The organism is Paractinoplanes hotanensis (genome assembly GCF_023717965.1).
Taxonomy (GTDB): domain Bacteria; phylum Actinomycetota; class Actinomycetes; order Mycobacteriales; family Micromonosporaceae; genus Actinoplanes; species Actinoplanes polyasparticus.
Map to the genome: position 1 here is coordinate 370996 of NZ_JAMQOL010000003.1, position 23917 is coordinate 394912.

The window sequence follows — 23917 nt, forward strand, 5'->3', positions numbered from 1 at the left end:
GTGGCGCCCGCCACCGGCCTGTCGTGGATCTGAGGTCAGGGGTGGCGGGTGAGGTATCCGCCCATCGAGCGGAAGTACTCGCCGGCGCCGAGCTCGGCGCCGTCGTCCAGACGGATCCGCTCGACGGCCAGGCCGTGGCTCGTGCCGCGGCGGGCCTCGGCGCCCGCCACGATCACGACGGCGTCGTCCTCGCGATAGAAGATGCGGCCGGGCGTGCCGCCGTAGATGCCCTTCGAGACGTGCGCCGCGACGATCCGCAGGCGCTGCCCCCGGTGGTAGGTATAGGCGTTCGGGTACGGGTCGGACTGCGCCCGGACCAGCCGGTCCAGCTCCTCGGCCGTCCACGTCCAGTCGATCCGGTTGTCCTCGTCCGACCGCTTGTGGAAGAAGCTGGCCTGTGACCTGTCCTGCGGCGTCCAGTCGGTGCGGCCGGACTCGATCAGCGCCAGCCCGTCGACGGTGATCGGGCCGAACAGCTCGAGCGTCTTGTGGAACAGGTCGGTGGTCGTGTCCCGCGGGCCCACCGGAACGGACCGCTGCAGCACGATGTCGCCCGCGTCGAGCTCGCCGTCCATCATGTGCGCGGTCACGCCGACCTCACGCTCACCGTTGATGAGCGCCCAGATCAGGGGCGAGAAGCCCGCGTACTTGGGCAGCAGCGAGTCGTGCACGTTCAGCGTGCCCAGCCGGGGCAGTGCGAAGACCTGGGGCGGGATCCACGTACGCCAGTTGGTGGCGACGATGACGTCCGGCGCGGCCTCCTTGAGCGGCAGCAGCAGGTCGTCATCGGGCCGGTCCCGGGTCTCGACCGGGATGCCGTGCTCGGCAGCCAGATCGGCGACCGAATCGCTCCAGATGCGCTCGTAGGCGTGATCGCTCTTCGGGTGGGTGACGACCAGTGTGACCTCGTGCTCCGAGTCCAGCAGCGCTCGCAGGGTGCGATGACCCCACGTCTGGTACCCGAACATGACAACCCGCACGGCTCCTCCTGACCCTTCGGCTGACCCATCGAGGTCGGCAAAAGTTAGGTTAGTCTAACCTCGCTTCCGCCGAATGAGGAGGGGAAGCCGACCCCCCTTGACGCCGTGTCGACACACTCGACACCGACCACGAGGACTGCCGATGTCACCGAATGTCCCGCAGCGCGATATCCCGGTCTACGACCTGGTGGGAGTGGGTTTCGGTCCGTCCAATCTGGCTCTGGCCATCGCTGTCCAGGAGCACAACGACGACGCCCCCGCCGACCCCGTCACGGCCGTCTTCTTCGAGCGGCAGGCCTCTTTCGGCTGGCATCGCGGCATGCTGCTGGAGGACGCCACCATGCAGGTGTCGTTCCTCAAGGACCTGGTCACGCTGCGCAACCCGGCCAGCCGGTACAGCTTCCTGTGCTACCTGCAGGACCGCGGCCGGCTGATCGACTTCATCAACCACAAGACGTTCTTCCCGCTGCGGGTCGAGTTCCACGACTACCTCGAGTGGGCGGCGGCCAAGGTCGGCGACGTGGTGCACTACGGCAGCGAGGTCACCGAGGTCGTCCCGGTCGTCCGCGACGGCGTGATCGAGGCGTTCGACGTGCTCGCGCGCACCGCCGACGGCCTGGTCACCTCGTGCCGGGCCCGCAATCTGGTGGTGGCCACCGGCCTGCGGCCCATCCTGCCGTCCGGGGTGCGGCTCGGCGAGCGCGTCTGGCACAGCCGTGACCTGCTGACGAATGTCGGCCGGGTCGAGAAGGCGGACCGCTTCGTGGTGGTCGGCGCCGGCCAGAGTGCGGCGGAGATCACGGCGTACCTGCATGAGAAGTTCCCCACGGCCGAGGTGTGCGGGGTCTTCTCGCGCTACGGCTACAGCCCGGCCGATGACAGTTCTTTCGCCAACCGCATTTTCGATCCCGCGGCCGTCGACGACTACTTCGACGCCCCGGCCGAGGTCAAGACGATGCTGATGAACTACCACAGCAACACGAACTACTCCGTGGTCGACAACGACCTGATCGAGGACCTCTACCGCCGCGTGTACCGCGAGCGGGTGGCCGGCGCCAGCCGCCTGCGCCTGCTCAACATGTCCCGCCTGGCCGGCGCCCACGAGGAGGGCGACCGTGTGGCGGTCAACGTCGAGATGCTCACCACCGGCGAGCTGACCACCCTCGACGCCGACGTGCTGATCTGCGCCACCGGCTACGCCCCGGTCGACCCGTTCCCGCTACTCGGCGACGTGGCCGACCGCTGCGCCCGGGACGAGTTCGGCCGCCCGCTGGTCGACCGCGACTATCGCATGCGCACCGACGGCAGCATGACCGCGGGCGTCTACCTGCAGGGCGGCACCGAGCACACGCACGGCATCACGGCCTCGCTGCTCTCCACCTCGGCCGTCCGCTCGGGCGACATCCTGACCTCGATCACTGCCCCGGCCCGTGCGTCTCTCGGTGTCTCCTGAAGGACTGATCGCCCGGTCGTTACTCGCGCTCGCCCAGACGGTAAAGGTCTTCGGCCGGGGGGACCTCCACGTCGCGACGCTCGCCCATGACCTTCAGCAACGCCCCTTGCCGAAGCTTGTCGAACTCCCCGGCGCGAATCAGGCCCCGGCCGATGAGGGCGGCCAGGAGCGCCAGATGCTGGGCCGGAACGTCGTCTCCCGCCTGCGACGTCTGCTCCACGATCGAATCGGCGAGGTGCTGCGCGGCGGCGACATCGCCCAGCCCCGCGTGGTCGACGGTCAGGTTGTAGGTCGACGTGAGCGTGGCCGGGTGGTCGCTGCCGAGGACGCGCGTACGGCGAGCCAGGTTGTCCTCGTCCAGGTCCCGTGCTTCCTGGTAGCGCCCGGACCGGCGCAGCACGGCGGCGAGGTTGCTGACCGTGGTGAGCGTGTCCGGATGGTCCGGGCCGATGACCCGGCGCTGCAGCCCGAGGATGTGCTCGAACAGGTCGCGGGCGGCCTCCAGCTCATTCAGGGCCAACAGGCTGTTTCCCAGATTGCCGGCGCTGGTCAGGGTGACCGGGTGTTCCGGGCCCAGGATCCGGCGACGCCGGGTGAAGACGTCCTCCGACAGCTCGCGGGCGCGCCTCAGCTCGCCCAGAGCGCGTAGCGTATTGGCCAGGTTCTCGGTCGCGGTCAAGGTGCCGGCGTCGTCCTCGCCCAGCACCCGCCGCTGCCGGAGCACCGTGTCCTCCAACAGGTCGCGAGCGTCGGCGATGCGGCCGTGGACCGACAACTCGACCGCCAGGTTGGCCGCGGACACCAGGAACGTGGGATGGCTTTCGCCGAGGTCGTCCCGGTCGATCCGAAGGACACGCTCGCGCAGCGGAAGCGCAGCGGACACCTGCCCCCGGGCGTGCAGATAGCCGGCGGCCCGGTTCAGCAGCCGTGGGTCGTCGACCGCGTCGGCGGCCGCCAGCACGTGCGGAAGAAGTCGCGACCACTGCGACCAGCTCCCCGGCTCCTCGGCCGGCAGATTCCCGGTCGCCGCGGTGAGCAGCCGGGCCGTCCGGAGTCCCCAGTCGTTGTCCGGGTTCTGTTCCGTGGTCCGCTCGCGCATGAGGGCCGCCGTCAGGCGGTGCAGCTGCAGAGTGTCCGGTGCGACCCGGGCCAGGCTGAGACGGCTCAGGAGGCCGACTGCCTCGGCGAACGCCAACGGGCGGCGTGCCGTCTCGGCAAGCGGTGAGGGCAGCAGGTCCGGGTATTCGGCGAACAGTGTGCGGGGCACCGGCTCCGAAGCCATCCAGGCCAGCATCGTCAGCAGTTGCAGCGCCGCGGGGTTCCGGTCGTCGAGGCGGTCGAAGGCCAGTTGCGACGACACGGCCACGGACTCCGGGAAGCGATTGGCCGGGCGCCCGAGCAGCTCGTGTGCGGTGATGCTGCGCAGATACTCGTCGACCTCGATGCCGGTCTCGGCCAGGAAGGCGGCGCTCACGGTGACCGCCAGCGGCAGGTCGCCGAGCGCCTCGGCCACCAGCGCCGCGTCCCGATCGCTGAGAGCCGGCACGCCGGATCGCAACAGCCGCACCGATTCTTCCCGCGAGAAGACGTCCACATGCTGGGTCCGGGCCACCTCCCGCCAGTCCGACGTCCGGGAGGTGATGATCACGTGGCCGCGTCCGCTCGGCAGGAACCGGATCAGCGACGCCGGGTCCTCGGCGTTGTCGAATACGAGCAGCCACCGGTCGCGGTCGCGCAGGGCACCGCCGAGGCGGGCCACCGCGCTCTCGGCCGGGGCGGTGGAGTCGGCTACGCCCAGCGCCCGGGCGAGCCCGGCCAACTGGTCGGGGATCAGCGCCGGGTCGTCGGCGTTCACCCACCAGGCGACGTCGTAGTCGGCGCTGTGCCGATGGGCGTACTCGATGGCGACCGCGGACTTTCCGACCCCACCCATGCCGAAGATGGCCTGAACCACCGTCGGGCCGCCGCGCTCCAGCTTCTGCGCCAGGTTGGCCAGCTCGCCCTCGCGGCCGGTGAAGGCCGCCGTCCGGGCCGGAATGTTCCACACCTTCTCCCCCGGGCCCGGCTCCCCTCGTGTGCCGGCTGGGCGGAGCACGACCCGGACGAACCCATCGGCGTGGGTCACCACAGGTTCCGGGGCGCCGAGCCTGGCGCAGTCGGCGATCGTGCTGGGGATGCCGCTGCCCTCACCCTCGACCAGCCCGGTCCAGCTGAGCGTGCCGGCCACCCGGAAATTGCGGTGCCGGGACTCCCCGGCCAGCGCCGACAGGCTCTGTTCGGTGCCGGGTGGCAGATCACGCCCCTCCCAGTCGCCCGGGCTGCTGATCTCGAGGCGGTCGCCGAAGAGCCGTACGTGCACCGAACGCCCGCGGTCCTCGTAGTTCCGGTGCACGAGCGCGTTCGCCAGCACCTCGCGGACCGCGACCATCGGATAGCGGTACACCGGCTCGGACCGCGCGCTGGACGCCGAGGGCGCTTCCCCCTGCCGTACCCGGTCGGCGACGAACCGCCACGCCTGCTCGATCTGCCGGGGCAGGGGGCCGTACAGGTCGACCCGCTCACGGTGGGCGGTCAGGTCGTCGCCGAAGTACTGGACGCACTGCACCACGGCGGTCGGCAGCACAACAGCCGGATCGTGGCCGAACAGCAGCACGCCGGCCTTGGTCAATCGGCGCTCGCGCATCAGCCCGCAGCGCTCCAGGAACTGCCACGCCGAGAGGCTCTCCGGCAGCCGGTCGAGGACATCCCGCCGCAGCCGCCCCCGGAACTCTTCGAGCTGTTCCAAGTCGAAGGTGGTGGCGTCGGTCAGCTGCTCCAGATAGTCGAGCTCACCGTGCCCGGGATCGGACAGCACCTCGGCCGGCTCCTCGCCCGGCGGCTCCGGCGGGAAGTACGGATCGAGCAGGGAACGGAGGCCTGCCATCGCACGTTCGCTGTTCAAGCCGTACGCCGGGACGCTGAGCCGGCCGGTGAGCGGCCCGAGGTCGAGATCCTCGTCCATCTCCACCAGCACCGCCCGCGGATCCAGCCGCACCTCGTCGAGCCACCCGGTGGCGACCGCGCGGTACGTCGCGCACACTACCTCGAGCGCCCCCGGCTCGGTCCCCGGCGCGAACCCGCCCGCCTGCAACCAGCGGGACAGCTCGGCGGCCGGCTCGACGTCCTTCGGGTGGGCCAGCAGGCGGACTCCCCGTTGCCGGACCGGCCGGCCCGGAGCAGCGGGGAGCCCGGCCGCAGCTTTGGCCCGGCGCCGGTCGTGTTCCTCGGTCAGGGCCTCGAAGAGGCGCGTCTCGAGCTGGGGCGAGCCGTCGATCTCGGCGACGACCAGACCCGCATGACGCAGTCGCCGCCGGAAGTCGGTCTGCCTCGCGTCGCGGTCGGTGCCGGTGAGCAGGAAGACCAGGCGGGTGAGCGGCGGCTCCCGCACGCCGGCGGCCTCGAACTCCAGGTCGGGATAGGACCGGCTCGGGTCGTCGTGGACCACCGGACCGTAGTGGGAGCCCACGATGCCCACGTAGATGTCGGCTCCGTGAACGTCCTTGACCACATCGGCCGTACGCCGGACGCCGTGGCTCTCCGGGTGGGTGAACACGCAGCCGGCCCGGCGGACGGCTGCCTCGGCGGCGGACACGAGGTCCCGGCCGGCCGGGTGCTCGAGCAGCTCCGGGTCGTAGCTCAGGAAGACCCGCAAGGGACGGTCCGACACAGCAGGTCAATCTACCGGGCCGGGTTGGCCCGGCCCCGGCATCTCGTCGAGGGCGGCGCGCGCGGCCTGGGCGAGATAGTCGTCGGCGCTGAGCCCGGTGTAGCCCAGGAAGTCGACCACCGATTCCACCTCGCGCGGAAGGTCGCCCTTGGCGGCGGCGATCCGATCGGCCTGGCCGACGGTCAGCTCGGGATCGCGGCTCCTCAGCAAGGCGATCGACTCGGCCCGGCCGAACCGGCCGACGGTGATCGCCGCGGCGGCGCCGACCCGGCCGCCGTGCTGTGAGGTGATCAGCACGTGTCCCGCCTCGGCCGGCAACCGCGACAGCACCTCGGCCGGATTCTCGATGTCGTCGAGCACCAGCAGCGAACGCTGCCCGCTCAGTGCTTCGCCGAGGTCGGGGCGGGTCTCCGCGGACTCCGGGCGGATGGTCCGGGCCAGCGCGGCCAGCTGGTCGTCGACCGGCGCCGGATCGTTGGCGCTGACCCACCAGGCCACGTCGTAGTCGCCGGCGTGCCGGTGCGCGAACTCCTTGGCTGTCGTCGTCTTGCCGGTGCCCTGGTCGCCGTGCAGCACCAGGACGGACGAGGCGGCCGAGGCGAACGCCTGCCCGATCCTGTCCAGCAGGTCGCCGCGGCCGACGAAGTTCGCCGTACGGGCGGGGATGTTCCACACCGGGCCCGAGCGCCCGCCCGGCGCGCCGCTCCGGCTCGGCCGCAACACGACCTTGACGAAGCCGTCCTGCCGCACGACAACCGGCTCCGGAGCGTCCAGTTCCGCGCAGTCGGCGACAGCGGTCGGGATGCCACTCCCCTCCCCCTCGACCAGTTTCACCCAGGTGAGGGCGCTGGCGAGCCGGAAGTTCCGCTTGCGTGACTCGCCCGCCAGCGCACGCAGATCCTGCGCTTGTTCGTCGGGGAGGGTGCGCCCGGCCCACGCGCCGGGGCTGCTGATCTCCAAACGGTCGGCGAACAGCCGCACGTGGACGGTCCGCTCGCGATCCTCGTAGTCGCGGTGCACCAGGGCGTTGGCGAGCACCTCCCGCACCGCGATCATCGGATAGGCGGCTGCCGTGCCCTCGCCCGTGCGGTCGGCGACGAACTGCCGGGCCCGTTCGATCTGATGCGCGATCGGCCCGTGCATGTGCTCGGACTCGCGGGCGGCCGCCCGTTCGGTACCGAAGTAGTGCGTGCACTGCACCAGCGCCGTGGGCAGCACACGCTCCGGCTGGCGGCCGAACAACAAGACGCCTGCCCGGGTCAGCCGACCGCCGCTCATCAGGGCGCAGCTCTCCAGGAACTGCCGGTCGGACAGGACGGCCGGGAGCGCGCTGAGCCGTTCCGGCCGCAGGTCTGCCCGGAAGGACGCGATGTGCCCGGTGTCGAAGTCCAGCTCGTCGGTCAGCTGGTCGAGGGCGTCGGGCCCGGTGACCGGCTCCGACGCCGCCGCGACCGGTGTGATCGGCTCGGCCGGTTCCGGCGGTAGGTAGGGCGCCAGAGCCTCCCGCAGCCGTCCGGCGACCGTCTCCGGCGTGCCGTCATAGGCCCGCACGCGCGTCGTATCGGCGGCGATGGCCAGATCCTCGTCCAGCTCGACGACGATGAGCGGTCCCGGTTCGAGCTGCGAGCCGCCGAGCAGGCCGGTGGCCACCGCCTTGTACGTCGCCCCCACAACCAGCGGGCCGTCGCCGTCGTCGTCGCCGGCGGACACGGCGAACCCGGCCTGATTGAGCACACCGGCCAGCCACGCCCGCCGCTCGATGTCGGCCGGGTGCGTGAGCAGCCGCAAGGCGCCGGCGGAAGTGGCCGGTCCACTCCTGGTGCGCTCGGCCTCGGCCTTGGACCGCCGCCGCGCCTTCTCCTCGGTGAGCGCGTGGAGGAGCGCCACTTCGAGCTCGTCCGGGCCGGCCACCGTGCTGACGATCAGACCCTCCTGCATGACCCGCTTCCGGAAGGCGTCCTGCCTGGTGCTGTTCGCGTCGCGCATCTGGTCGAACGGGATCGGCAACGCCCGGTCACCGGCGAGAAGGAACATCAGCCGGGTCAACGGCGGCCGGCGGCGGCTGGCCGCATCGAACTCGAGTTCGGTGTACGACTTGTCGGGCTCGTCGCTGACCGCGCTGCCCCAGCGGAAACCGACCAGCCCGACCAGGATGTCCGCCTTCTCGACCGCCTCGATGGACGCCGCCGCGGCATTCTGGTCCTGGGCGGCGAAATGCTTCATGTCGACCGGCAGCCAGCCGACCTTGAGCACAGCGGACTCAGCCGCGTCGACAAAGCTGCGCCCCGCCGGATGGGCCCTGAGCTCGGACGTGTGGCTCAGAAACACCAGAAGCTTCTCGTCCGCCACAGCACGCCACCCTACCGTCCACCGTCTATCAACGACTCTCCTCCGGACGGTCGGTGCTGCCGCCCGCCATCGCGGCGAACGCAGGGCGCAGGCTGAAGTCGCGGCCCCGACCGAGTGTCAGTCGTCGCGGGGATCGCGGGTGACGTCGAGCGCCCGCCGCGGCCCGCACCTCCGCCGGGCGGGTTGCTCAGCGACTGATCGGCACCAGCCGGGCCAGCTGGGTGACGTGGGCCGGGGTCAGCTCCCGCAGGCTGTGAGCGCCGAGCAGCTTCATGGTGCGGACGATCTGCTCGGTGAGGATCTGGATGACCCGGTCGACGCCGGGGCGTCCGCCGGCCATCAGGCCGTACAGGTAGGCCCGGCCGATCAGGGTGAACCGGGCGCCCAGGGCGATGCAGGCGACGATGTCGGCGCCGTTCATGATGCCGGTGTCGACGGTGATCTCGACGTCGGCGCCGACCTCGCGTACGACCCGGGGCAGCAGGTGGAAGGGGATCGGCGCGCGGTCGAGCTGGCGGCCGCCGTGGTTGGAGAGCACGATGCCGTCGACGCCCAGGCCGGCCAGCTTCTTCGCGTCCTCCACCGTCTGCACGCCCTTGACCGCCAGCTTGCCGGGCCACATCTCGCGGATGATCCGCAGGTCCTCGTAGCTGATGGTCGGGTCCATGGCCGCGTCGAGCAGCTCGCCGACCGTGCCGCCGGTGGCCGACAGCGAGGCGAACTCGAGCTTCGGGGTGGTCAGGAAGTCGTACCACCACCACGGGCGCGGCACCGCGTTGGCGATGGTGCGCAGGCCCAGCTGGGGCGGGATGGAGAAGCCGTTGCGCTTGTCGCGCAGCCGGGCCCCGGCGACCGGGGTGTCGACGGTGAAGAACAGGGTGTCGAAGCCGGCCTTGGCGGCGCGCTCGACCAGGGCGTACGAGATCTCGCGCTGTTTCATCACGTAGAGCTGGAACCAGTTGCGGCCGGCCGGATTCACCTCCTTGACCGTCTCGATGCTGGTGGTGCCCAGCGTGGAGAGGCAGAACGGGATGCCCGCGGCGGCGGCCGCACCGGCGCCGGCCGTCTCGCCCTCGGTCTGCATGAGGCGGGTGAACCCGGTCGGCGCGATGCCGAACGGCAGCGCCGAGGGGCCGCCGGACACGGTGGTCGACGTGTCGACGTTCGCGACGTCCCGCAGCACCGACGGGTGGAACTCGACGTCCTGGAAGGCCTGCCGGGCCCGCGCCAGCGACAACTCACCCTCGGCAGCGCCGTCGGTGTAGTCGAAGGCGGCCCGGGGCGTGCGGCGCTTGGCGATCAGCCGCAGATCCTCGATCGTGAGCGCGGCTTCCAGACGCCGCTTACGGCCGTTGAGCTGAGGCCTCTTGAACTGCATGAGCTCGAGGATTTCGGCGGGCTTGGGTACCTGACGCTGGACCACGCCGCCAGCGTACGGCGAAGAATCCTCGCTCGTCCAAGGTGACCGCGATGCTGCCCAGCAGATCGAGCCTGCGCCGTCGGGCTGCCGACCCGACGTGACAGACGATCAGCACCTGACCGGCCGACTTCTCGCGGCGCGGACCGCCTGTGGACTCTGTCCGCCGCCGCTCTTCGCTGAATGTGCGAGCATGGCCGCCATGTCGGGCCGACGCGATATCCACCTCTGGGACAGTGCCGCCGACCGGTACGCCGAGCACGTGAACGGAACCAGCGACTCGTTCTATCGGCGGCTCGCCCAGTGGACCGACTACGAGCGCTGGTTCGCGACCATCCCCACCATGCTGGCCTTGACCTGCCGGCCCGCGCCGGCCCCCACCGTCTGATCAGCCCGGCGGCGCCCCGCGTCCGCGCACGAGCGGGACGAAAAGCTCGTCGACGATGTCGACCAGCGTCCGGTCGGGGACGGTGGGGCTGCCACGCGTCGCGTACTCGGCTCGCAGCAGCATCATCGGCATCGCGGCGACCAGCGGGTGGACGGCCGCGGCCGGCGCCTCGCCGCGGGCGACTGCTCGTTCGAGCATCGTCAGCCACGCCCGGTCCATCGTGTCGGCGCCTGAGCGTTCGCGCATGAGATCGAGCAATTCCGGTTCGTCGGCTGCAGCCGCCAGCAGACTGCGCAGGACCGCGCCGTACGGGGAGGACCACGTCTCGTTGGCCGCCCGCAACATCTCGAGCGCGTCGCCGCGCAGCGTGCCCGTGTCGGGGTCGGGCATGGCGGCGTCGGTCAGGTGGCGGTAGGCGGCGATGCCCAGCGCCGCCCGATGCGGCCACCGGCGGTAGATGGCGTTCTTGTTGGTGCCGGCTCGGACAGCCACCTTGTCCATGGTCAGGCCGGCGTAACCGGATTCGCGCAGTTCCTCGGCCGCCGCGCGCAGGATCGCCTGTTCCAGTTCCTCGCCTCGCCGTCGCGCACCCACGCGCTATAGGGTACGCGACGTACCCTACGAGCGAGAGAAGGCCCCATGCGCGTCTTCGGCATGAACTACGACACCGGCTTCGTGAGCGCCGGATCCACGACCCACGAGCCGTTCGACGCCGCGACGGTGCGGCGCGACCTCCACGTCATCCGCGACGAACTACGCTGCGACGCCGTACGGATCACCGGCGGCGTGCAGGAGAGACTCGAACTCGCCGCACGCTACGCCGCCGAAGCCGGCCTGGAGGTCTGGTACTGCCCATTCACCAACGGCCTCGACCGCGAAGGACTGCGCGCGTTCGTGCTGGACGGCGCCGACCGAGCCGAACGCCTGCGCCGCGGCGGCGCCTCGGTCGTCTACCTGACGGGTTCCGAGATCTCCCTGTTCACCGACGGCTTCCTGCCGGGCCGGGACCTACCCGAACGCATGGCGCTGTTCACCGACCCGATGCGCATGCGCGAGGCAGTCCCCGCCGCGCGAGCCGCCGTACGTGACTTCTTCGCCGAGCTGGTGCCCGTCGTGCGGAAGCGCTTCGGCGGTCCGATCAGCTATGCCTCGATCCCGCTGGAGGATGTCGACTGGACGTTGTTCGACATCATCGCCGGCGACGCCGGCTACCGCGACGCGAGCAACGCCGCCACGTTCCCCCAGACATTGGCCGCAGCGGTGAGCCAGGGCAAGCCGTACGCCGTAACCGAATTCGGCTGCTGCACCTTCCACGGCGCAGCCGAAGTAGCCGGCGCCACCGAACCGGTCGCCTTCGACAACAACGGCCGCGCAGCGAAGCTCACCGCCGACCTTTCGCGCGACGAGGAGGGCCAGGCCCGCTACATCCTGAACCTGCTGCGCGACTACGAGGCCGGCGGTGTGGAAGCGGCCTTCGTCTACACGTTCGCCAACCGCCACCTGCCCACCACCGACGACCCGGACCACGACTACGACCTGGCCGCCCGCGGCATCGTCCGCGTACAGCCGGACGGTTCGTGGACCCCGAAGGCCGCCTTCCACGCCCTGGCCGACTACGGCCGCCATCGAGCCGCCTGACCGCTGCACGGCCCCTCCCGGTCCAGCCACGGATTCGAGCCCTCCGGCCCGGTCAGCGGCTCGTGTTCATTGAGGCCCGGCGGCAGGAAGCACTGGACGACGTTCAGGCCCGCCCGCTCGCCGGCCCCTTCGTGCCCGAGGATCAACGGCCTTGCGGACCGGATCCGCTGTCAGCGACGTACCAGACCTGAACGGGGAGAACATGGGGTCGACGCTACGAACGCCACTCCCTTGCGTCCCAGACCCGTTCTGTATCCGCTGCATGCCTGACCTGCATGTGCGTCCTCTTCCAGCCGCCGAGCGCGCGCTCGGCCGTCGATCTGGACAGCGCTGACGCGCCGGCTCCCCGGACGTGTCGTTGAAGACCGCCTTAGCTCCGACCGTTCCGGGCCGAACAGAAAGGGGAGGCGTTCGCGGAGGTGATGGTCCGGATGGTTCCGCAACAGGTTGGTGACTGGGTGCTGCACGAACTGCCCCGGCTCAACGAGGCGATTCTGCAGGATCACGCGCCGCTCGAGGTACTGGTCGCCGAGTCACGCCAGCACGTCCTGCACCATCTGCCCGATGTCAACCGGCTGACGCCGGTGGAGGCTCAGCGGCTGGTGGTGCATCTGGGGTTTGTCGGCGCCTCGGTTGCTCGTCACTACCAGGAACGCAGTCCCGGCGGCACGGAGCATCCGGAACGCGCGTTCACCGGGCTTGCCGTCGGCCGTGATCAGCTTCCGTTCCGGCGCTATTTCGCGGCCCTGGCGGATCAGACCGGCGCCGGTCACTACGTGCGCGACAGTTACGCCTCACTGGTGCGGTGGAATGTCGGCACCGTGCTGGTGCGCCGATACGGTGAGGTCGTGGCTGAACTGCCCGGCGTTTTCGACGACGGGCATATCCGCAGCTATACCGGCACGCCCGGTGAGCACCGTTTCTTCCTTCTGGTCAAGCAGGGAGAGGCTATCGAGCTCGCGGTCAACTGCACCCTGTTGCCCCTCATGCGCGACGACGCCGACCTGACCGGCGAGAATGCCCGTCACCGGGTCCGGGAAGCCACAATTCTGCTCGGCGCCTTGCGCCGCTTACTCGTCGACTTCGCGGCGTCGCCGCCCGACCAGACCATGGCCGCCGAGATGTTCATGGACGTGTTCCGCCAGTTCGCCGCGCATTGGACACCGGATGACATCCCGCCCAGCGGCGCTCTGGACCCGGAAGCGCTGAAACGTGACTTCCTGCTGGGAATCGCCGAGCCCGGCTACGACCGGTTGGCCCAGCGGCTGTTCCCGGCGTTGCTCGAACAGGAACGCGCCGACATCGGCGGCCTGATGTGCGCTCCGACGCTGCCGCAGAGACTGCTCGACGAGATCGGGTGGGACGAGTCCGCATTGAGACTTGCCGGCGACGCGGAGCTACGGCGGCTCGTCGCCCAGTATCCGGCGCTGATCGACTGGTACCGGCTGCTCGCCATGCATGCCCAGGTCTCCGGCGCGCACCTGATGCTGAGCAAGCGTTTCCTCTTTCATCCTCAGCGCATGCGCGACGAGGCCGGACTCGGTGACCGGCGTCTGGTGTCGAACCGAGCCGGCACCACCGGCATGACCGAGTCGTTCCTGGAGCGCCTCACGCGAGCCCGCCAGCGGCACAGCCTGGCCGCGCTTCGCCCGGTGTTGACCTCTGATGGCCGGGCAAGGACACCCCTCGCGCAGATGGGTCGCGGACAAGCAGACGCCGCGCCGGTCGTGCTGGAGCTGACCGGATGAGCGCAACGGACGAAGGAGACGGCAGCCGAGTGCAAGCACCGACCAGAGCCGGAGGAGACCAGAGCGCGCGTCAGTCGACGCCTGAGGTCGGCCACGACCAGTTGATGGCGCTGATCGATCACACGTCGGCAGTGATCTACATGCGAAGATCCGACGGGCGCTATCTGCTGGTGAACCGGGAATACGAACGGCTGTTCGACCTGCGTCGCGAGGAAATCGTGGGCCTGACCGACCACGACCTGTTCCCCCGCGAGGTCGCTGACGCGTTTCGTGAGAATGATCGGCAGGCGCTGGCCGGAGGTGTTCCGATCCAGCTGGAGGAGTTCGTGCCCGGCGACGACGGCGTGCGGACCTACCTGACTGTCAAGTTCCCTCTGATCGACGAGCACGGCATCCCGTACGCGGTAGCCGGCATCTCCACCGACATCACCGAACGCAGCCGGGCCGAGGCCGCACTGCGCGACAGCGAGGAACGGTTCCGCCTGCTCGCCGAACACGCCCAGGACATCATCTTCCGGTACCGGCTGGGTTCAGATCCGTCGATGGAGTACCTGAGCCGAGCCGTCGAGTCGATCACCGGCTTCGCGGCCGAGGACTTCTACGCCGATCCCCAGCTGCTCGTGAGCCGGATCGAGCCCGAGGACCAGCTGATGTTCGAGCAGTCCTGGCAGGCACCCCGTTCCGGGACCACCACCTTTCGCCTGCGCCGCCGCGACGGCGAGGTGGTCTGGATGGAGCAGCGAGCCAGCGCGGTCACCGATGAGGCCGGCGAACTCGTCGCCGTCGAGGGAATTCTGCGCGACGTCACCGAACGGATGGCCGCCGAACAGGAACGCTCCCAACTCGAGCAACAGCTGCGCCAAGCGGAACGGCTCGACTCCCTCGGACAACTCGCCGGCGGAGTCGCCCACGACTTCAACAACATCCTCGCGGTGATCTCCGGATACGCTGACATGCTCGTCGATGAGCTCGGCGACAACCATCCCAGCCGGCCGGACGCGGCCAGTATCAAACAGGCTGCGGACCGGGGCACCGCGTTGACCCGCCAACTGCTCCTGTTCAGCCACTCCGAACCGTCGAAAGCGGAACTGCTGGACCTCAACACCGTCACGGCCGAAATGCTGTTGCTGCTCGACCGGACACTCGGCGAGGACATCGAGCTTTCCACGGTGCTGGCCCCGGATCTTCCCCCGGTGGTCATGGACCGCAGCAAGTTCGAGCAGGTCCTGATGAACGCGGTGCTCAACGCCCGTGCCGCGATGACGTCCGGAGGCCGGCTGACGATCAGCACCAGCCTCGAACACGGCGGTGAAGGCGGCAAGCTGGTCGGCCTGGCGGTGGCCGACACCGGCAGCGGGATGACGCCGGAGGTCCTGGCCCGCGCCTTCGAGCCGTTTTTCACCACCAAGGGCCGCGGCAGCGGCACCGGCCTGGGGCTCGCCACCACGTACGGCGTGGTCACCGAAGCGGGCGGCACGATCAGCCTGGAGTCGAAGGTGGGCGGTGGCACAACTCTGCGGGTCCGCCTGCCCGCCAGCGACGAGGAGGCGCCCACCGTCAGCCCGGCCGTATCGGAGGCATCCGCCCTGACCGGCAACGGCCAGCGGATCCTGGTCGTCGAGGACGAGGAAGCGGTCCGCGACATCGTCTGCCGGCTGCTCGTGAAAGGCGGCTACAAGGTCTTCGCCGCTCAGCATCCCGCCGAAGCTCTCCGCATGTGCCGCGACGGTGCGCTGGCCTTCGACGTGCTGGTCACCGACGTGATCATGCCCGGCATGTCGGGCACACAGCTGTTCGCCGAGCTACGACGAGACCGCCCCGGTTTGCCGGTGCTCTTCATGTCCGGCTACACCAGCGGCCCGGCGCCGGGCGGTCAGGAACTACCGGCCGACGCCCCGCTGATCCGCAAGCCGTTCGAGAGTCATGTTTTCCTGAAGGAGGTGTACCAGCTGGTCGCCGAACGTGTCTGACGCGTCGATACGCATTTCGCTGCCGGAGAATGTGCGGATGTCATTGATTGTGCCCAGGGTCCTTGTCGGGCCCGGGTTGGTCGGAAGCTCTGACTTCCGCACGAAACTGGACGCTGAAGTGCTTCTGGCGCTGGAAATCTATTGCCGCCACCGAGTGCATGTTTCGGACCAAGGCGGCCACCAAGCGTCGGTAAGCCGCTCTGCCGACGTTGGATCGACCGACGAGCTGATCCTCACCGGCGTCGCAGTTCCGTTCGAGGGCCCGTGCCGGCTCGGCGGATGGGTGCTGCAGGTTGCCGGCATCCCCGTACACGTCACCGAAGCCTCGGCCACAGCCGGGCCGGGTGTCATCGCCGGCATCAACGACCGCGATCCCGCTTCCGACCCGGAAGAGCCAATTCCGGACCGAGGCGCCTGGGTGCGGGTGCGAGGTAACGTCAGCGTCGCCGACGGCTACGTGGTTGATGAGGTGGAGCAGGCGTTGCAACGGAGTGTGCAACGGCTCTGGCGGGTGCATCGCATCGTACGGTTGGTGCCGACCGGCTACCGGAACGGCATGCAGCACACCCGTCCGCAAGAGGTAGAGGCGATCCGTCACACCCGCGATGCCAGCAGCTATCTGCTCGACCTGGTGGCTCCCGTCACTGACACAGCAGTACAGGACGTGCCCGATCAGGCGCATTGATCTGCCGCGGTCGACGATCGGCGCTTACAGCGGCGAGTTCAGGAAGACCGGGTCGATCACCTCGCGGGCCGCGCGGATCCGGTCGAGATCGAGCCTGGTCTGGATCACGGTGGGTCAATCGACCCTCCGGCTACCGACCGTTCCGCGATTGCCGTCTGGATGCGCCGGAGCGTGCGCAAGGCTTTCTTCGCCGCGACGCGCACCTCGCCGTCGAACACCGTCGTGCCTCGGTCTTCGGCCATCAGCCGCTCCAGCGTCGGTACGGCGCGGTCGTCGCCGGTTGAGCCGAGGGCGACGGCGGCCCAGTACCGCTGGTCCGGGTCGGCGCTCTCGGTTGCGGCCAGCAGGCGGGGTATCACCGCCGGGGTGAACAGGGCCAGTGTGCTCGCGAGGTAGCCGATGCGGGGGAAACGCCGGTGCTCGAACTCGTGCCAGAGCGCCTCCAGCGCCGCGTCGCCGCCGATGCGGGCCAGGGCGTCGGCGGTTCGCTGGCGCATCCAGTCGGCCTCGTCGGCCAGCAGCGGTTGCAGGGCGGGGACGGCGGAGGCGTCGCCGAGCCGGCCGAGCGCGGTCACCGACTCGTCGCGGACGATCCACTGCGGGTGGTCGAGCAGCTTGACGAGCTGGGGCACCGCGGCTCGGACGTCCATGGCGGCGCAACCCATCGCGGCCCAGGCCTGGCAGTTGTAGCGGGTGTCGCCGAGCGCGGCCAGCAACGGTTCTTCCAGTCCGGGGTCGGCGAAGACGGCGGCCTGGTTCATCGCCCGCGAGTACAGCGACCGGTGATAGTCCCGGTAGTCGCGGACGAGGGCGTGCAGCGCCGCGATGGCTGACTCGTCGCCGTGTTCGCGGGCCCGGTCGAGCAGCTGATGTACGTGCGCTTCGCGGCTCTCGAGGTCGCCTGATCGAAGGCCCTGCAGGTCAAGAGACGTCATCACCTGAGGCTGTGGGCGCGGGTCATGGGGTCTTGGTCCGGCAACATGACGGCAATTCGACCAGATCGCAGAAAATTGTCAACCTCGTACTCGGTCAGCTTCTCTCCGTTGGCCGCCCGCCAGGGGAACATCCCGGCGAGTTTCTTGACGTACCAGCGGTCGAGGGTGGTGTCGTGGGCGGTTGTGCCGTGGGGCAGGTCAGCGGACTTCACAGTGGTCACCGTAACGACCACGCGGCCCGCCTTCACCGGATACCGGCCCGACGTCACTCCCCGGCGGAGCCCTGCGCGAGGCGCGAACCAGCCTCGGCGCTCACACCACGACGCCGTCGAGCGCCTCCAGGCGGGCCACGACCTGGCTCGGGGGCAGGGGGCGGCCGAACAGGTAGCCCTGGCCGTACTCGTAACCCAGGCTCCGGATCAGCTCGCGCTGCTCCTCGGTCTCGATGCCCTCGGCGACCGAGGAGAAGTCGAGCGCGGTCGCCATCTGGCTGACCGCGTTGGCCACGGCCGCCTGCCGGCCGACGGTGGTGATCGACTCGACGAAGGACCGGTCCAGCTTGAGGGTGGTCACCGGGACGGTCAGCAGCAGGCCGAGCGAGGACGCGGCGGTGCCGAAGTCGTCCAGGGCGAGCCGCAGGCCAAGGGCGCGCAGGCCCAGCAGCGCGGCGGACGACTCCTCGTCGTCGAGCACCGCCGTCTCGGTGACCTCGATGCTCAACTGGTTCGGGGGCAGGCCGGTGTCGCGCAGCACCGCGGCCACCTCGTCGACGAAGCCGGGGCTGCGCAGCTGGCGGCCGGCCACGTTAACGCCGACGGTCAGGTCGTAGGCGCCCGGGAAGTCGGCCCGCCACCGGGCGACCTGCCGGCAGGCCTCGCGCAGGGCCCAGGCGCCGATCGCCACGATGTGCCCGGAGCGTTCGGCGAGCGGGATGAACTCGGCCGGCGAGACCAGGCCGCGGGTCGGGTGGTTCCAGCGGATCAGCGCCTCGACGCCGGTCATCCGCAGGTCGTCGAGCGACACGATCGGCTGGTAGACGAGCGTGAACTCGCCGGCGTCGACCGCCGTGGCGAGGTCTCGCGTGATCTCGGCGTCGGCCGCCGTACGGGCGCCCATCTCGTCGCTGAAGCTGACCGAGGTGCCCTTGCCGCGCCGCTTCGCCTCGTACATCGCGATGTCGGCGTTGCTGAGCAGGGTGGCCGGCTCGTCGCCGGGCCGGGCCCAGGCCACGCCGATGCTGGCCCGGGTGTGCCCGGCCAGTACGGACTGGAGCTCGTCGGCGATCCGGCGCGCGTCCTCGGACCCGGTGCCCGGCAGCAGGATGGTGAACTCGTCGCCGCCGAGGCGGGAGACCAGGTCGTCGGCGCGGACCGTGGCCCGCAGCCGCTCGGCCACCTCGACCAGCAGAGCGTCGCCGGCGGCGTGCCCCATCGTGTCGTTGACCGTCTTGAAGTCGTCCAGGTCGATCAGCAGGACGGACGGCGACCGGCCGGCTTCCAGGTGCTGCTGGAGCTGGTCGGTGAAGTGGGTCCGGTTGGCCAGCCCGGTGAGCCCGTCGGTCGACGCCTGCTCGCGCAGCAGCACCTCCTGGTCGGTGAGGTGGTCGAGCGCGACGTCGAGGCGCCGGATCAGGCGCACGTTGTCCTGGAAGGCGATCAGCTGCCGCGCCGCGACCAGCGCGGTGATGACGACGACACCGGCGGTGGCGCCCCAGAAGCGGGTCGACACGTCGTCCGGCAGCGATATCAGGAACACCGCGAAGGTCACGGCGATCATTCCGTACGGAAGAAGGCTGTAGGGCTTGCGCTTGACCGCAGGCGCCGGGCCGTCGGCGCGCACCACCCGCTCCTGGATGCGGGGGCCGATCGCGATGAGCAGGGACGGCAGCAGCAGCACCATGAAGACGTACGACCGGTCCTGAGCCTGGAACGGGCCGGGCAGGAACGCCACGAGGCCCTGGACGACCGGCGCCGCGACCATCGGCCAGGCCGCGATCCGGGCCATCGGCGGCCGGGGCACCAGCGCCGCCTTCGTCGCCGCGAACGCGCCCACCACGACCAGGGCGGCCGTGATGCTGGCGGTGACCCGGTCGGCCGGCGCGGTGACCGGGTAGACCGCGAAGACCCAGGCCATGGCGCCGCCGCCGACCAGCACGGTCGTCGCGTCCAGCCAGAACACGAGCCGCTCGCGGGCCGAGCGCAGACCGTGCGGGAAGAGCAGGCAGGCGAGGACGTTGCTCAGCATGCCGACGATGAAGAACGCCGACTGCACGGCGGTGCCGCTGGTCGACGCGATGGCCGGATGCAGCAGGACGTACCCGGCCTGGAAGCCGTCGCCGACGGTGAACGAGGAACCGGCGAAGGCGATCGCCGTCCAGAACCTGCGGTAGTGCGGCACGAGAGCGCGCAGGCGCCAGGCCCCGTACGCCAGGGCCGCGTCCATCGGCACCTGCGCGCACCAGAAGACCTGCGACTGGCGGTGCGGGTCGCCCTCGAACAGCGCGAACAGCACGAACCCGGTGACGGTCACGGCCACCAGCGCCATCAGGACCGCATCCCGCCGCAGCGACTTCACCCGACCTCCCACTCAGCTCTCGACCCCGGCACAATCGGCCGGGAACCCGTCGAGCTGAAGAAAACGTCAGATCAAGCCCGGCCGCACGAACAGCGAGCTGTCGGCCCGGAACTCGGCGCTGCCGTCGAACTGGTCGATCCCCAGCTGGCCGCCGACCCGGCGGACGAAGAAGCCGCGGAAGTTGTACGACTCGAGCGAGATGCCGCCCGGGACGTAGCCGGCCTGGCTGCAGAAGGTGGCATCGCGCCGGAACAGGACGGTGCCGTCGTCCCCGCTCAACCGCAGGCGGAAGTTCTGGTGGCGGAGGTAGCGGCCACCGGAACTACGCAAGGACACGCACAACGGGTCGGCCAGGCCCGGCACCACCTGGAGGGTTGCTCGCTGCCGGTCGGCGGGTGCGTCGGCCGGGCCGACCTTTTCGAGCACGCCCTCGTCGCCGGAGACGGCCACGAAGCGACCCGGCGCGGCAGCCGACTCGAGCGACACCGACCCGGGGGCCAACGGTCCCGCGGACGTCCGGGGCTGCGGCGACCCCACGGCAGCACCCGGAGGGGGTTGCGTCCCGGTAGCCCAGCCCGTCGCGGGCACCGTGACACCGACGGCCAGGACACCCGCGCCGACCACGGCCACCAGCGGATGCGCGGCGGCCGCATGCGCTGCGCGGCCCGCCCACGAGGCCGCGGTCAGCGTCTTGGCCAGGGCCGCCGTCGCTGCTTCGCCGTAGGCAGCGGCATTGACCAGGGCGGCCCCGGTGAGCGCGATCGGCACGGGGAGCAGCGCGAGGGTCAGCAACAGCCGGTCGTCGGGCACCAGTTCGCCGGTCGCGCGGGCACACACGGGGCACGACCGCACGTGCCGGCCGAGCCGTTTGCGCCAGTACGGGCTCGCCGTCCCGTCCCAGCCGGCCACGGCCGCGCCGAGCACCTCGCAGCCGGGCACGGCCTCGAGTGCCGCGACGATGCCGCGGCTGGTCCCCAGCTGTTCGCGCATGCGCTGGATTCGTACGCCGGCATGAGCCACGCTGACGTCCAGGGCGTCCGCGACCTCGGCCCGGGTGAGCTCGCCGGCCAGCTCGAGCCACCACAACGAGAAGACCGTGCGCTCCTCCGCGCCGAGCCAGGCGGTCGCGAGCCGCACCTGACGACGCTGACCGGACAGCGCCGCTCGCAGGACGGCCGGCCCCTCCACCTCGGCGGCGGCGTCCTCGCGGTCGTCCGCCGCCTCCAGGGGGGCGGCCCGCCCGGCCACCGCGTTCTCGCGGGCCACGTGGGTGCCGACCTGGTGGACGGCGATGGCCGTGAGCCACGACCGGAAGCTGCCCGGCGATCGCAGGTCCCCCAGCTGCCGCAGCGCGCGCACCATGACGTCCTGCACCACGTCGTCGACCTGCGCGTCGTCGTGCAGCACCCGGCGGACGAGGTTGTAGACCAGCGGCAGATGACGACGGGAGAGCTCGTTCAGCGCCTCGCGGTCGCCGGCCCGGGCCGCGAGCACCACCTCGTCGTCGCGGACGGGCCGAGGTACAGCCATCGGGTGCCCTCCTTCCTGCGCCGGGCGGGGTGAGCGCTCACCAACCCGCGACCGGATCGTAAGAGAGGGGATCGACGCATTCAAGAAGATGAAAAAGTGTTACGCCGGTACGGCATAAATGGTCCCGGCAAAGCATCTTGAACCAGCCGAAATGTTCTGGCAGCATTCGCGACATCCCCTCGACCCATTTTCTGTTCCGGTCGGCGCTGAATGTTAACGCTCACAGAGAATGTCCCTCCCCCTGATCGAAGGAGTACGTCATGCCCCGACGCCGATTGATCTCGGCGCTGGTCGTCGCGGTCACCGCCCTCGCCGGCGGTGTCGCCGCCGTCGTCACCGCCCCGGCCGCCTCGGCCGCGACCGTCGACACCAGCGCGTCGTACGTGCTGGTCAACCGCAACAGCGGCAAGGCCCTCGACGTCTACAACCTGGCCACCACCGACGGCGCCCGGATCACCCAATGGGCCCGCAACGACGGCAGCCAGCAGCAGTGGCAGTTCGTCGACTCCGGCGGCGGCTACTACCGCCTCAAATCCCGGCTCAGCGGCAAGGTCCTCGACGTCGCCGGCGCGTCCACCGCCAACGGCGCCGCCATCCACCAGTGGAGCGACGCCAACGGGACCAATCAGCAGTTCCGGCTGGCCGACTCGGACGGCGGCTACGTCCGCCTGATCGCTCGCCACAGCAACAAGGCGGTCGAGGTGCAGGGCGCCGCCACCAACGACGGCGCCAACGTCGTGCAGTACGACGACTGGGGCGGGACGAACCAGCAGTGGCAGCTGGCCCGGGTCGGCAGCACCCCGACCACACCGCCGACGACGCCACCGGGCGGATCCTGCTCCCTGCCGTCGTCGTACCGCTGGTCGTCAACCGGCCCGCTGGCCCAGCCGAAGTCCGGGTGGGCGTCCCTCAAGGACTTCACCATCGCCCCCTATCAGGGCAAGCAACTGGTGTACGCCACCACCCACAGCAGCAGCGCCACCGGCGGCTGGGGTTCGATGAACTTCGGTCTGGTCGACAACCTCAGCCAGCTCGGCTCGGCCAGCCAGAACACCATGAACCAGAGCACCGTCGCGCCGTCGCTGTTCTACTTCGCACCGAAGAACATCTGGGTCCTCGCCCACCAGTGGGGTGGCCCCGCGTTCTCCTACCGGACCTCCACCAATCCGGCCAACGCCAACGGCTGGTCCGCCCCGCAGACCTTGTCGACCGCGACGATCACCGGCTCCAGCACCGGCGTGATCGACCAGACGATCATCGGCGACGACCAGAACATGTACCTGTTCTTCGCCGGTGACAACGGCAAGATCTACCGCCAGATCATGCCGATCGGGAACTTCCCGGGCAGCTTCGGCTCCAACTACACGACGATCATGAGCGACACCTCGGAGAACCTGTTCGAGGGGCCGCAGGTCTACAAGGTGCAGGGCAGCAACCAGTACCTGATGATCGTCGAGGCCAGGACCAGCTCCTGGGAGCGCTACTTCCGCTCGTTCACGGCGACCAGCCTGAGCGGCACCTGGACCCCGAACGCGGCGACCTACAACAACCCGTTCGCGGGCAAGGCCAACAGCGGGGCCACCTGGACCAACGACATCAGCCACGGCGAGCTGCTGCGCACCAGCGCTGATCAGACCAACACGATCGACCCATGCAACCTGCAACTGCTCTACCAGGGCCGTTCCCCCAGCTCGGGCGGAGACTACGGCCTGCTGCCCTACCGTCCCGGCCTGCTGACCCGGCAGCGCTGACGACCCTAGGCCAAGCGGCCGGCGGCCGGTTCACGGGTACGGAACTCGTGGATCGGCCGCCAGCGGTCGTGCAGCGTGGTGATCAGCGAGATCATGGTCAGGAAGAACAGCGTGTCCCAGCCGTCGATCTGGTTGTCGAGGATCCAGTTGGCGACGGTGGCGAAGGCGATGTTCAGCGCCAGCCGGGCGGCGAACGTGGCGGCGATCGTCTTGATGGTCCAGGCCCGGCGGGCGATGGCCAGCGACGTCATGGTGTTGAGGACGACGAGGGCCACACCGGCGAACAGGTTGCTCACCGAGCCGGTGTAGTCGGGCAGCATCTCGCCGAAGATGGCGCAGACCAGGCCGAGCAGCAGCACCTTCTCTCGAGGGTGTTGCGCGACCAGACGGCGTCGTACCTCACGCGCCAGGCCTCCCGCTCGTGCGCCTCGTCGATCTGCTCGGGCAGCGGCTCGGGGCGGACCCGCCAATTCCAGTCGGCCGGGCGCAGCCGGGGCCGCACCACCCGCTGGAACACCACCGCGAGCCCGACGGCCAGGACGACGAGCAACCCGATGCTCACGGCTACCCATCCTCCGCCACATCCGGCGCCAGGTCGATGACCGCAACGGCCCAGGTCGCCGGGGTGTCGATCATATTGTGATCTACTTTGGATCCGCCGATACGTCTGACGACTGGTGCCGCCGATCATGCGGCGCTAGGGTTTGGACCGCTTGATCGACGGCGGGCCGGCGCGGACATTCCGCCGGCCTCGGGGCGCCGCGCGCCACCCCTTCCAACCCGGATTGGATCG

General features: G+C 70.1%; 18 protein-coding genes. 7 read left to right on the forward strand and 11 right to left on the reverse strand.

Features of this window, described 5'->3' with window-relative positions; all coding sequences use genetic code 11:
* Positions 1–35: 35 nt before the first annotated feature.
* Positions 36–980 (reverse strand): methionyl-tRNA formyltransferase, encoded by a 945-nt coding sequence (locus LXN57_RS03435; RefSeq protein ID WP_251796515.1) that lies wholly within the window; start codon positions 978–980, stop codon positions 36–38.
* Positions 981–1122: 142 nt separating this feature from the next.
* Here LXN57_RS03435 and LXN57_RS03440 point away from each other — a divergent pair, with 142 nt between their 5' ends.
* A complete protein-coding gene (locus LXN57_RS03440; RefSeq protein WP_251796516.1) occupies positions 1123–2433 on the forward strand; it encodes a lysine N(6)-hydroxylase/L-ornithine N(5)-oxygenase family protein in 1311 nt (436 codons plus the stop codon).
* 19 nt (positions 2434–2452) lie between these two features.
* Here LXN57_RS03440 and fxsT read toward each other — a convergent pair whose 3' ends face one another.
* The 3 genes from fxsT to LXN57_RS03455 all read right to left on the reverse strand — a co-directional run bounded on the left by fxsT (position 2453) and on the right by LXN57_RS03455 (position 9911).
* Complete coding sequence (gene fxsT / locus LXN57_RS03445) at positions 2453–6139, reverse strand: FxSxx-COOH system tetratricopeptide repeat protein (RefSeq protein ID WP_251796517.1); 3687 nt, start codon at positions 6137–6139, stop codon at positions 2453–2455.
* A gap of 6 nt (positions 6140–6145) precedes the next feature.
* Positions 6146–8488: a DUF4062 domain-containing protein gene (locus LXN57_RS03450; RefSeq protein WP_251796518.1), complete on the reverse strand. Its 2343-nt coding sequence runs from the start codon at positions 8486–8488 to the stop codon at positions 6146–6148.
* 187 nt (positions 8489–8675) lie between these two features.
* The gene (locus LXN57_RS03455; RefSeq protein WP_251796519.1) at positions 8676–9911 is read right to left on the reverse strand and encodes an alpha-hydroxy acid oxidase; all 1236 of its coding nucleotides are present in this window, start codon (positions 9909–9911) and stop codon (positions 8676–8678) included.
* A 196-nt stretch (positions 9912–10107) separates the two neighbouring features.
* Here LXN57_RS03455 and LXN57_RS03460 point away from each other — a divergent pair, with 196 nt between their 5' ends.
* Entirely contained in the window at positions 10108–10293 is a 186-nt protein-coding gene (locus LXN57_RS03460; protein ID WP_251796520.1) for a hypothetical protein, read from the forward strand.
* Here LXN57_RS03460 and LXN57_RS03465 read toward each other — a convergent pair whose 3' ends face one another.
* On the reverse strand, positions 10294–10887 hold the full coding sequence (locus LXN57_RS03465) for a TetR/AcrR family transcriptional regulator (RefSeq protein WP_251796521.1): 594 nt from the start codon (positions 10885–10887) through the stop codon (positions 10294–10296).
* Between the two features lie 45 nt (positions 10888–10932).
* Here LXN57_RS03465 and LXN57_RS03470 point away from each other — a divergent pair, with 45 nt between their 5' ends.
* From LXN57_RS03470 to LXN57_RS03485, 4 genes are all read left to right on the forward strand, one after another.
* Positions 10933–11931, forward strand: coding sequence for a glycoside hydrolase family 113 protein (locus tag LXN57_RS03470; protein WP_251796522.1), 999 nt, complete (start codon positions 10933–10935; stop codon positions 11929–11931).
* A 431-nt stretch (positions 11932–12362) separates the two neighbouring features.
* Entirely contained in the window at positions 12363–13679 is a 1317-nt protein-coding gene (locus tag LXN57_RS03475) for a hypothetical protein (protein ID WP_251796523.1), read from the forward strand.
* A 104-nt stretch (positions 13680–13783) separates the two neighbouring features.
* Positions 13784–15649, forward strand: coding sequence for a hybrid sensor histidine kinase/response regulator (locus tag LXN57_RS03480; RefSeq protein WP_251796524.1), 1866 nt, complete (start codon positions 13784–13786; stop codon positions 15647–15649).
* 37 nt (positions 15650–15686) lie between these two features.
* The gene (locus LXN57_RS03485; protein ID WP_251796525.1) at positions 15687–16334 is read left to right on the forward strand and encodes a hypothetical protein; all 648 of its coding nucleotides are present in this window, start codon (positions 15687–15689) and stop codon (positions 16332–16334) included.
* A 104-nt stretch (positions 16335–16438) separates the two neighbouring features.
* Here the strand turns inward: LXN57_RS03485 and LXN57_RS03490 are convergent, their stop codons facing one another.
* The 4 genes from LXN57_RS03490 to LXN57_RS03505 all read right to left on the reverse strand — a co-directional run bounded on the left by LXN57_RS03490 (position 16439) and on the right by LXN57_RS03505 (position 21373).
* Entirely contained in the window at positions 16439–17269 is an 831-nt protein-coding gene (locus LXN57_RS03490) for a HEAT repeat domain-containing protein (RefSeq protein ID WP_251796526.1), read from the reverse strand.
* Positions 17269–17481, reverse strand: coding sequence for a hypothetical protein (locus LXN57_RS03495; RefSeq protein WP_251796527.1), 213 nt, complete (start codon positions 17479–17481; stop codon positions 17269–17271). Before LXN57_RS03495 ends, LXN57_RS03490 begins: the two co-directional genes overlap by 1 nt.
* Positions 17482–17581: 100 nt before the next feature.
* Positions 17582–19843 (reverse strand): putative bifunctional diguanylate cyclase/phosphodiesterase, encoded by a 2262-nt coding sequence (locus LXN57_RS03500; RefSeq protein ID WP_251796528.1) that lies wholly within the window; start codon positions 19841–19843, stop codon positions 17582–17584.
* A 66-nt stretch (positions 19844–19909) separates the two neighbouring features.
* Positions 19910–21373 carry a sigma-70 family RNA polymerase sigma factor gene (locus LXN57_RS03505; RefSeq protein ID WP_251796529.1) on the reverse strand — a complete coding sequence of 488 codons (1464 nt, stop codon included), beginning with the start codon at positions 21371–21373 and terminating at the stop codon, positions 19910–19912.
* Positions 21374–21633: 260 nt separating this feature from the next.
* Between LXN57_RS03505 and LXN57_RS03510 the strand changes: the two genes are divergently transcribed.
* The gene (locus tag LXN57_RS03510) at positions 21634–23124 is read left to right on the forward strand and encodes a non-reducing end alpha-L-arabinofuranosidase family hydrolase (RefSeq protein WP_251796530.1); all 1491 of its coding nucleotides are present in this window, start codon (positions 21634–21636) and stop codon (positions 23122–23124) included.
* 5 nt (positions 23125–23129) lie between these two features.
* On the opposite strand, the gene LXN57_RS03515 is transcribed toward LXN57_RS03510, so the two are convergent.
* Together LXN57_RS03515 and LXN57_RS03520 are read right to left on the reverse strand one after the other, a co-directional pair.
* Complete coding sequence (locus tag LXN57_RS03515; protein WP_251796531.1) at positions 23130–23483, reverse strand: hypothetical protein; 354 nt, start codon at positions 23481–23483, stop codon at positions 23130–23132.
* A complete protein-coding gene (locus tag LXN57_RS03520) occupies positions 23417–23686 on the reverse strand; it encodes a hypothetical protein (RefSeq protein WP_251796532.1) in 270 nt (89 codons plus the stop codon). The genes LXN57_RS03515 and LXN57_RS03520 overlap by 67 nt, the downstream gene beginning before the upstream one ends.
* Positions 23687–23917: the final 231 nt, after the last annotated feature.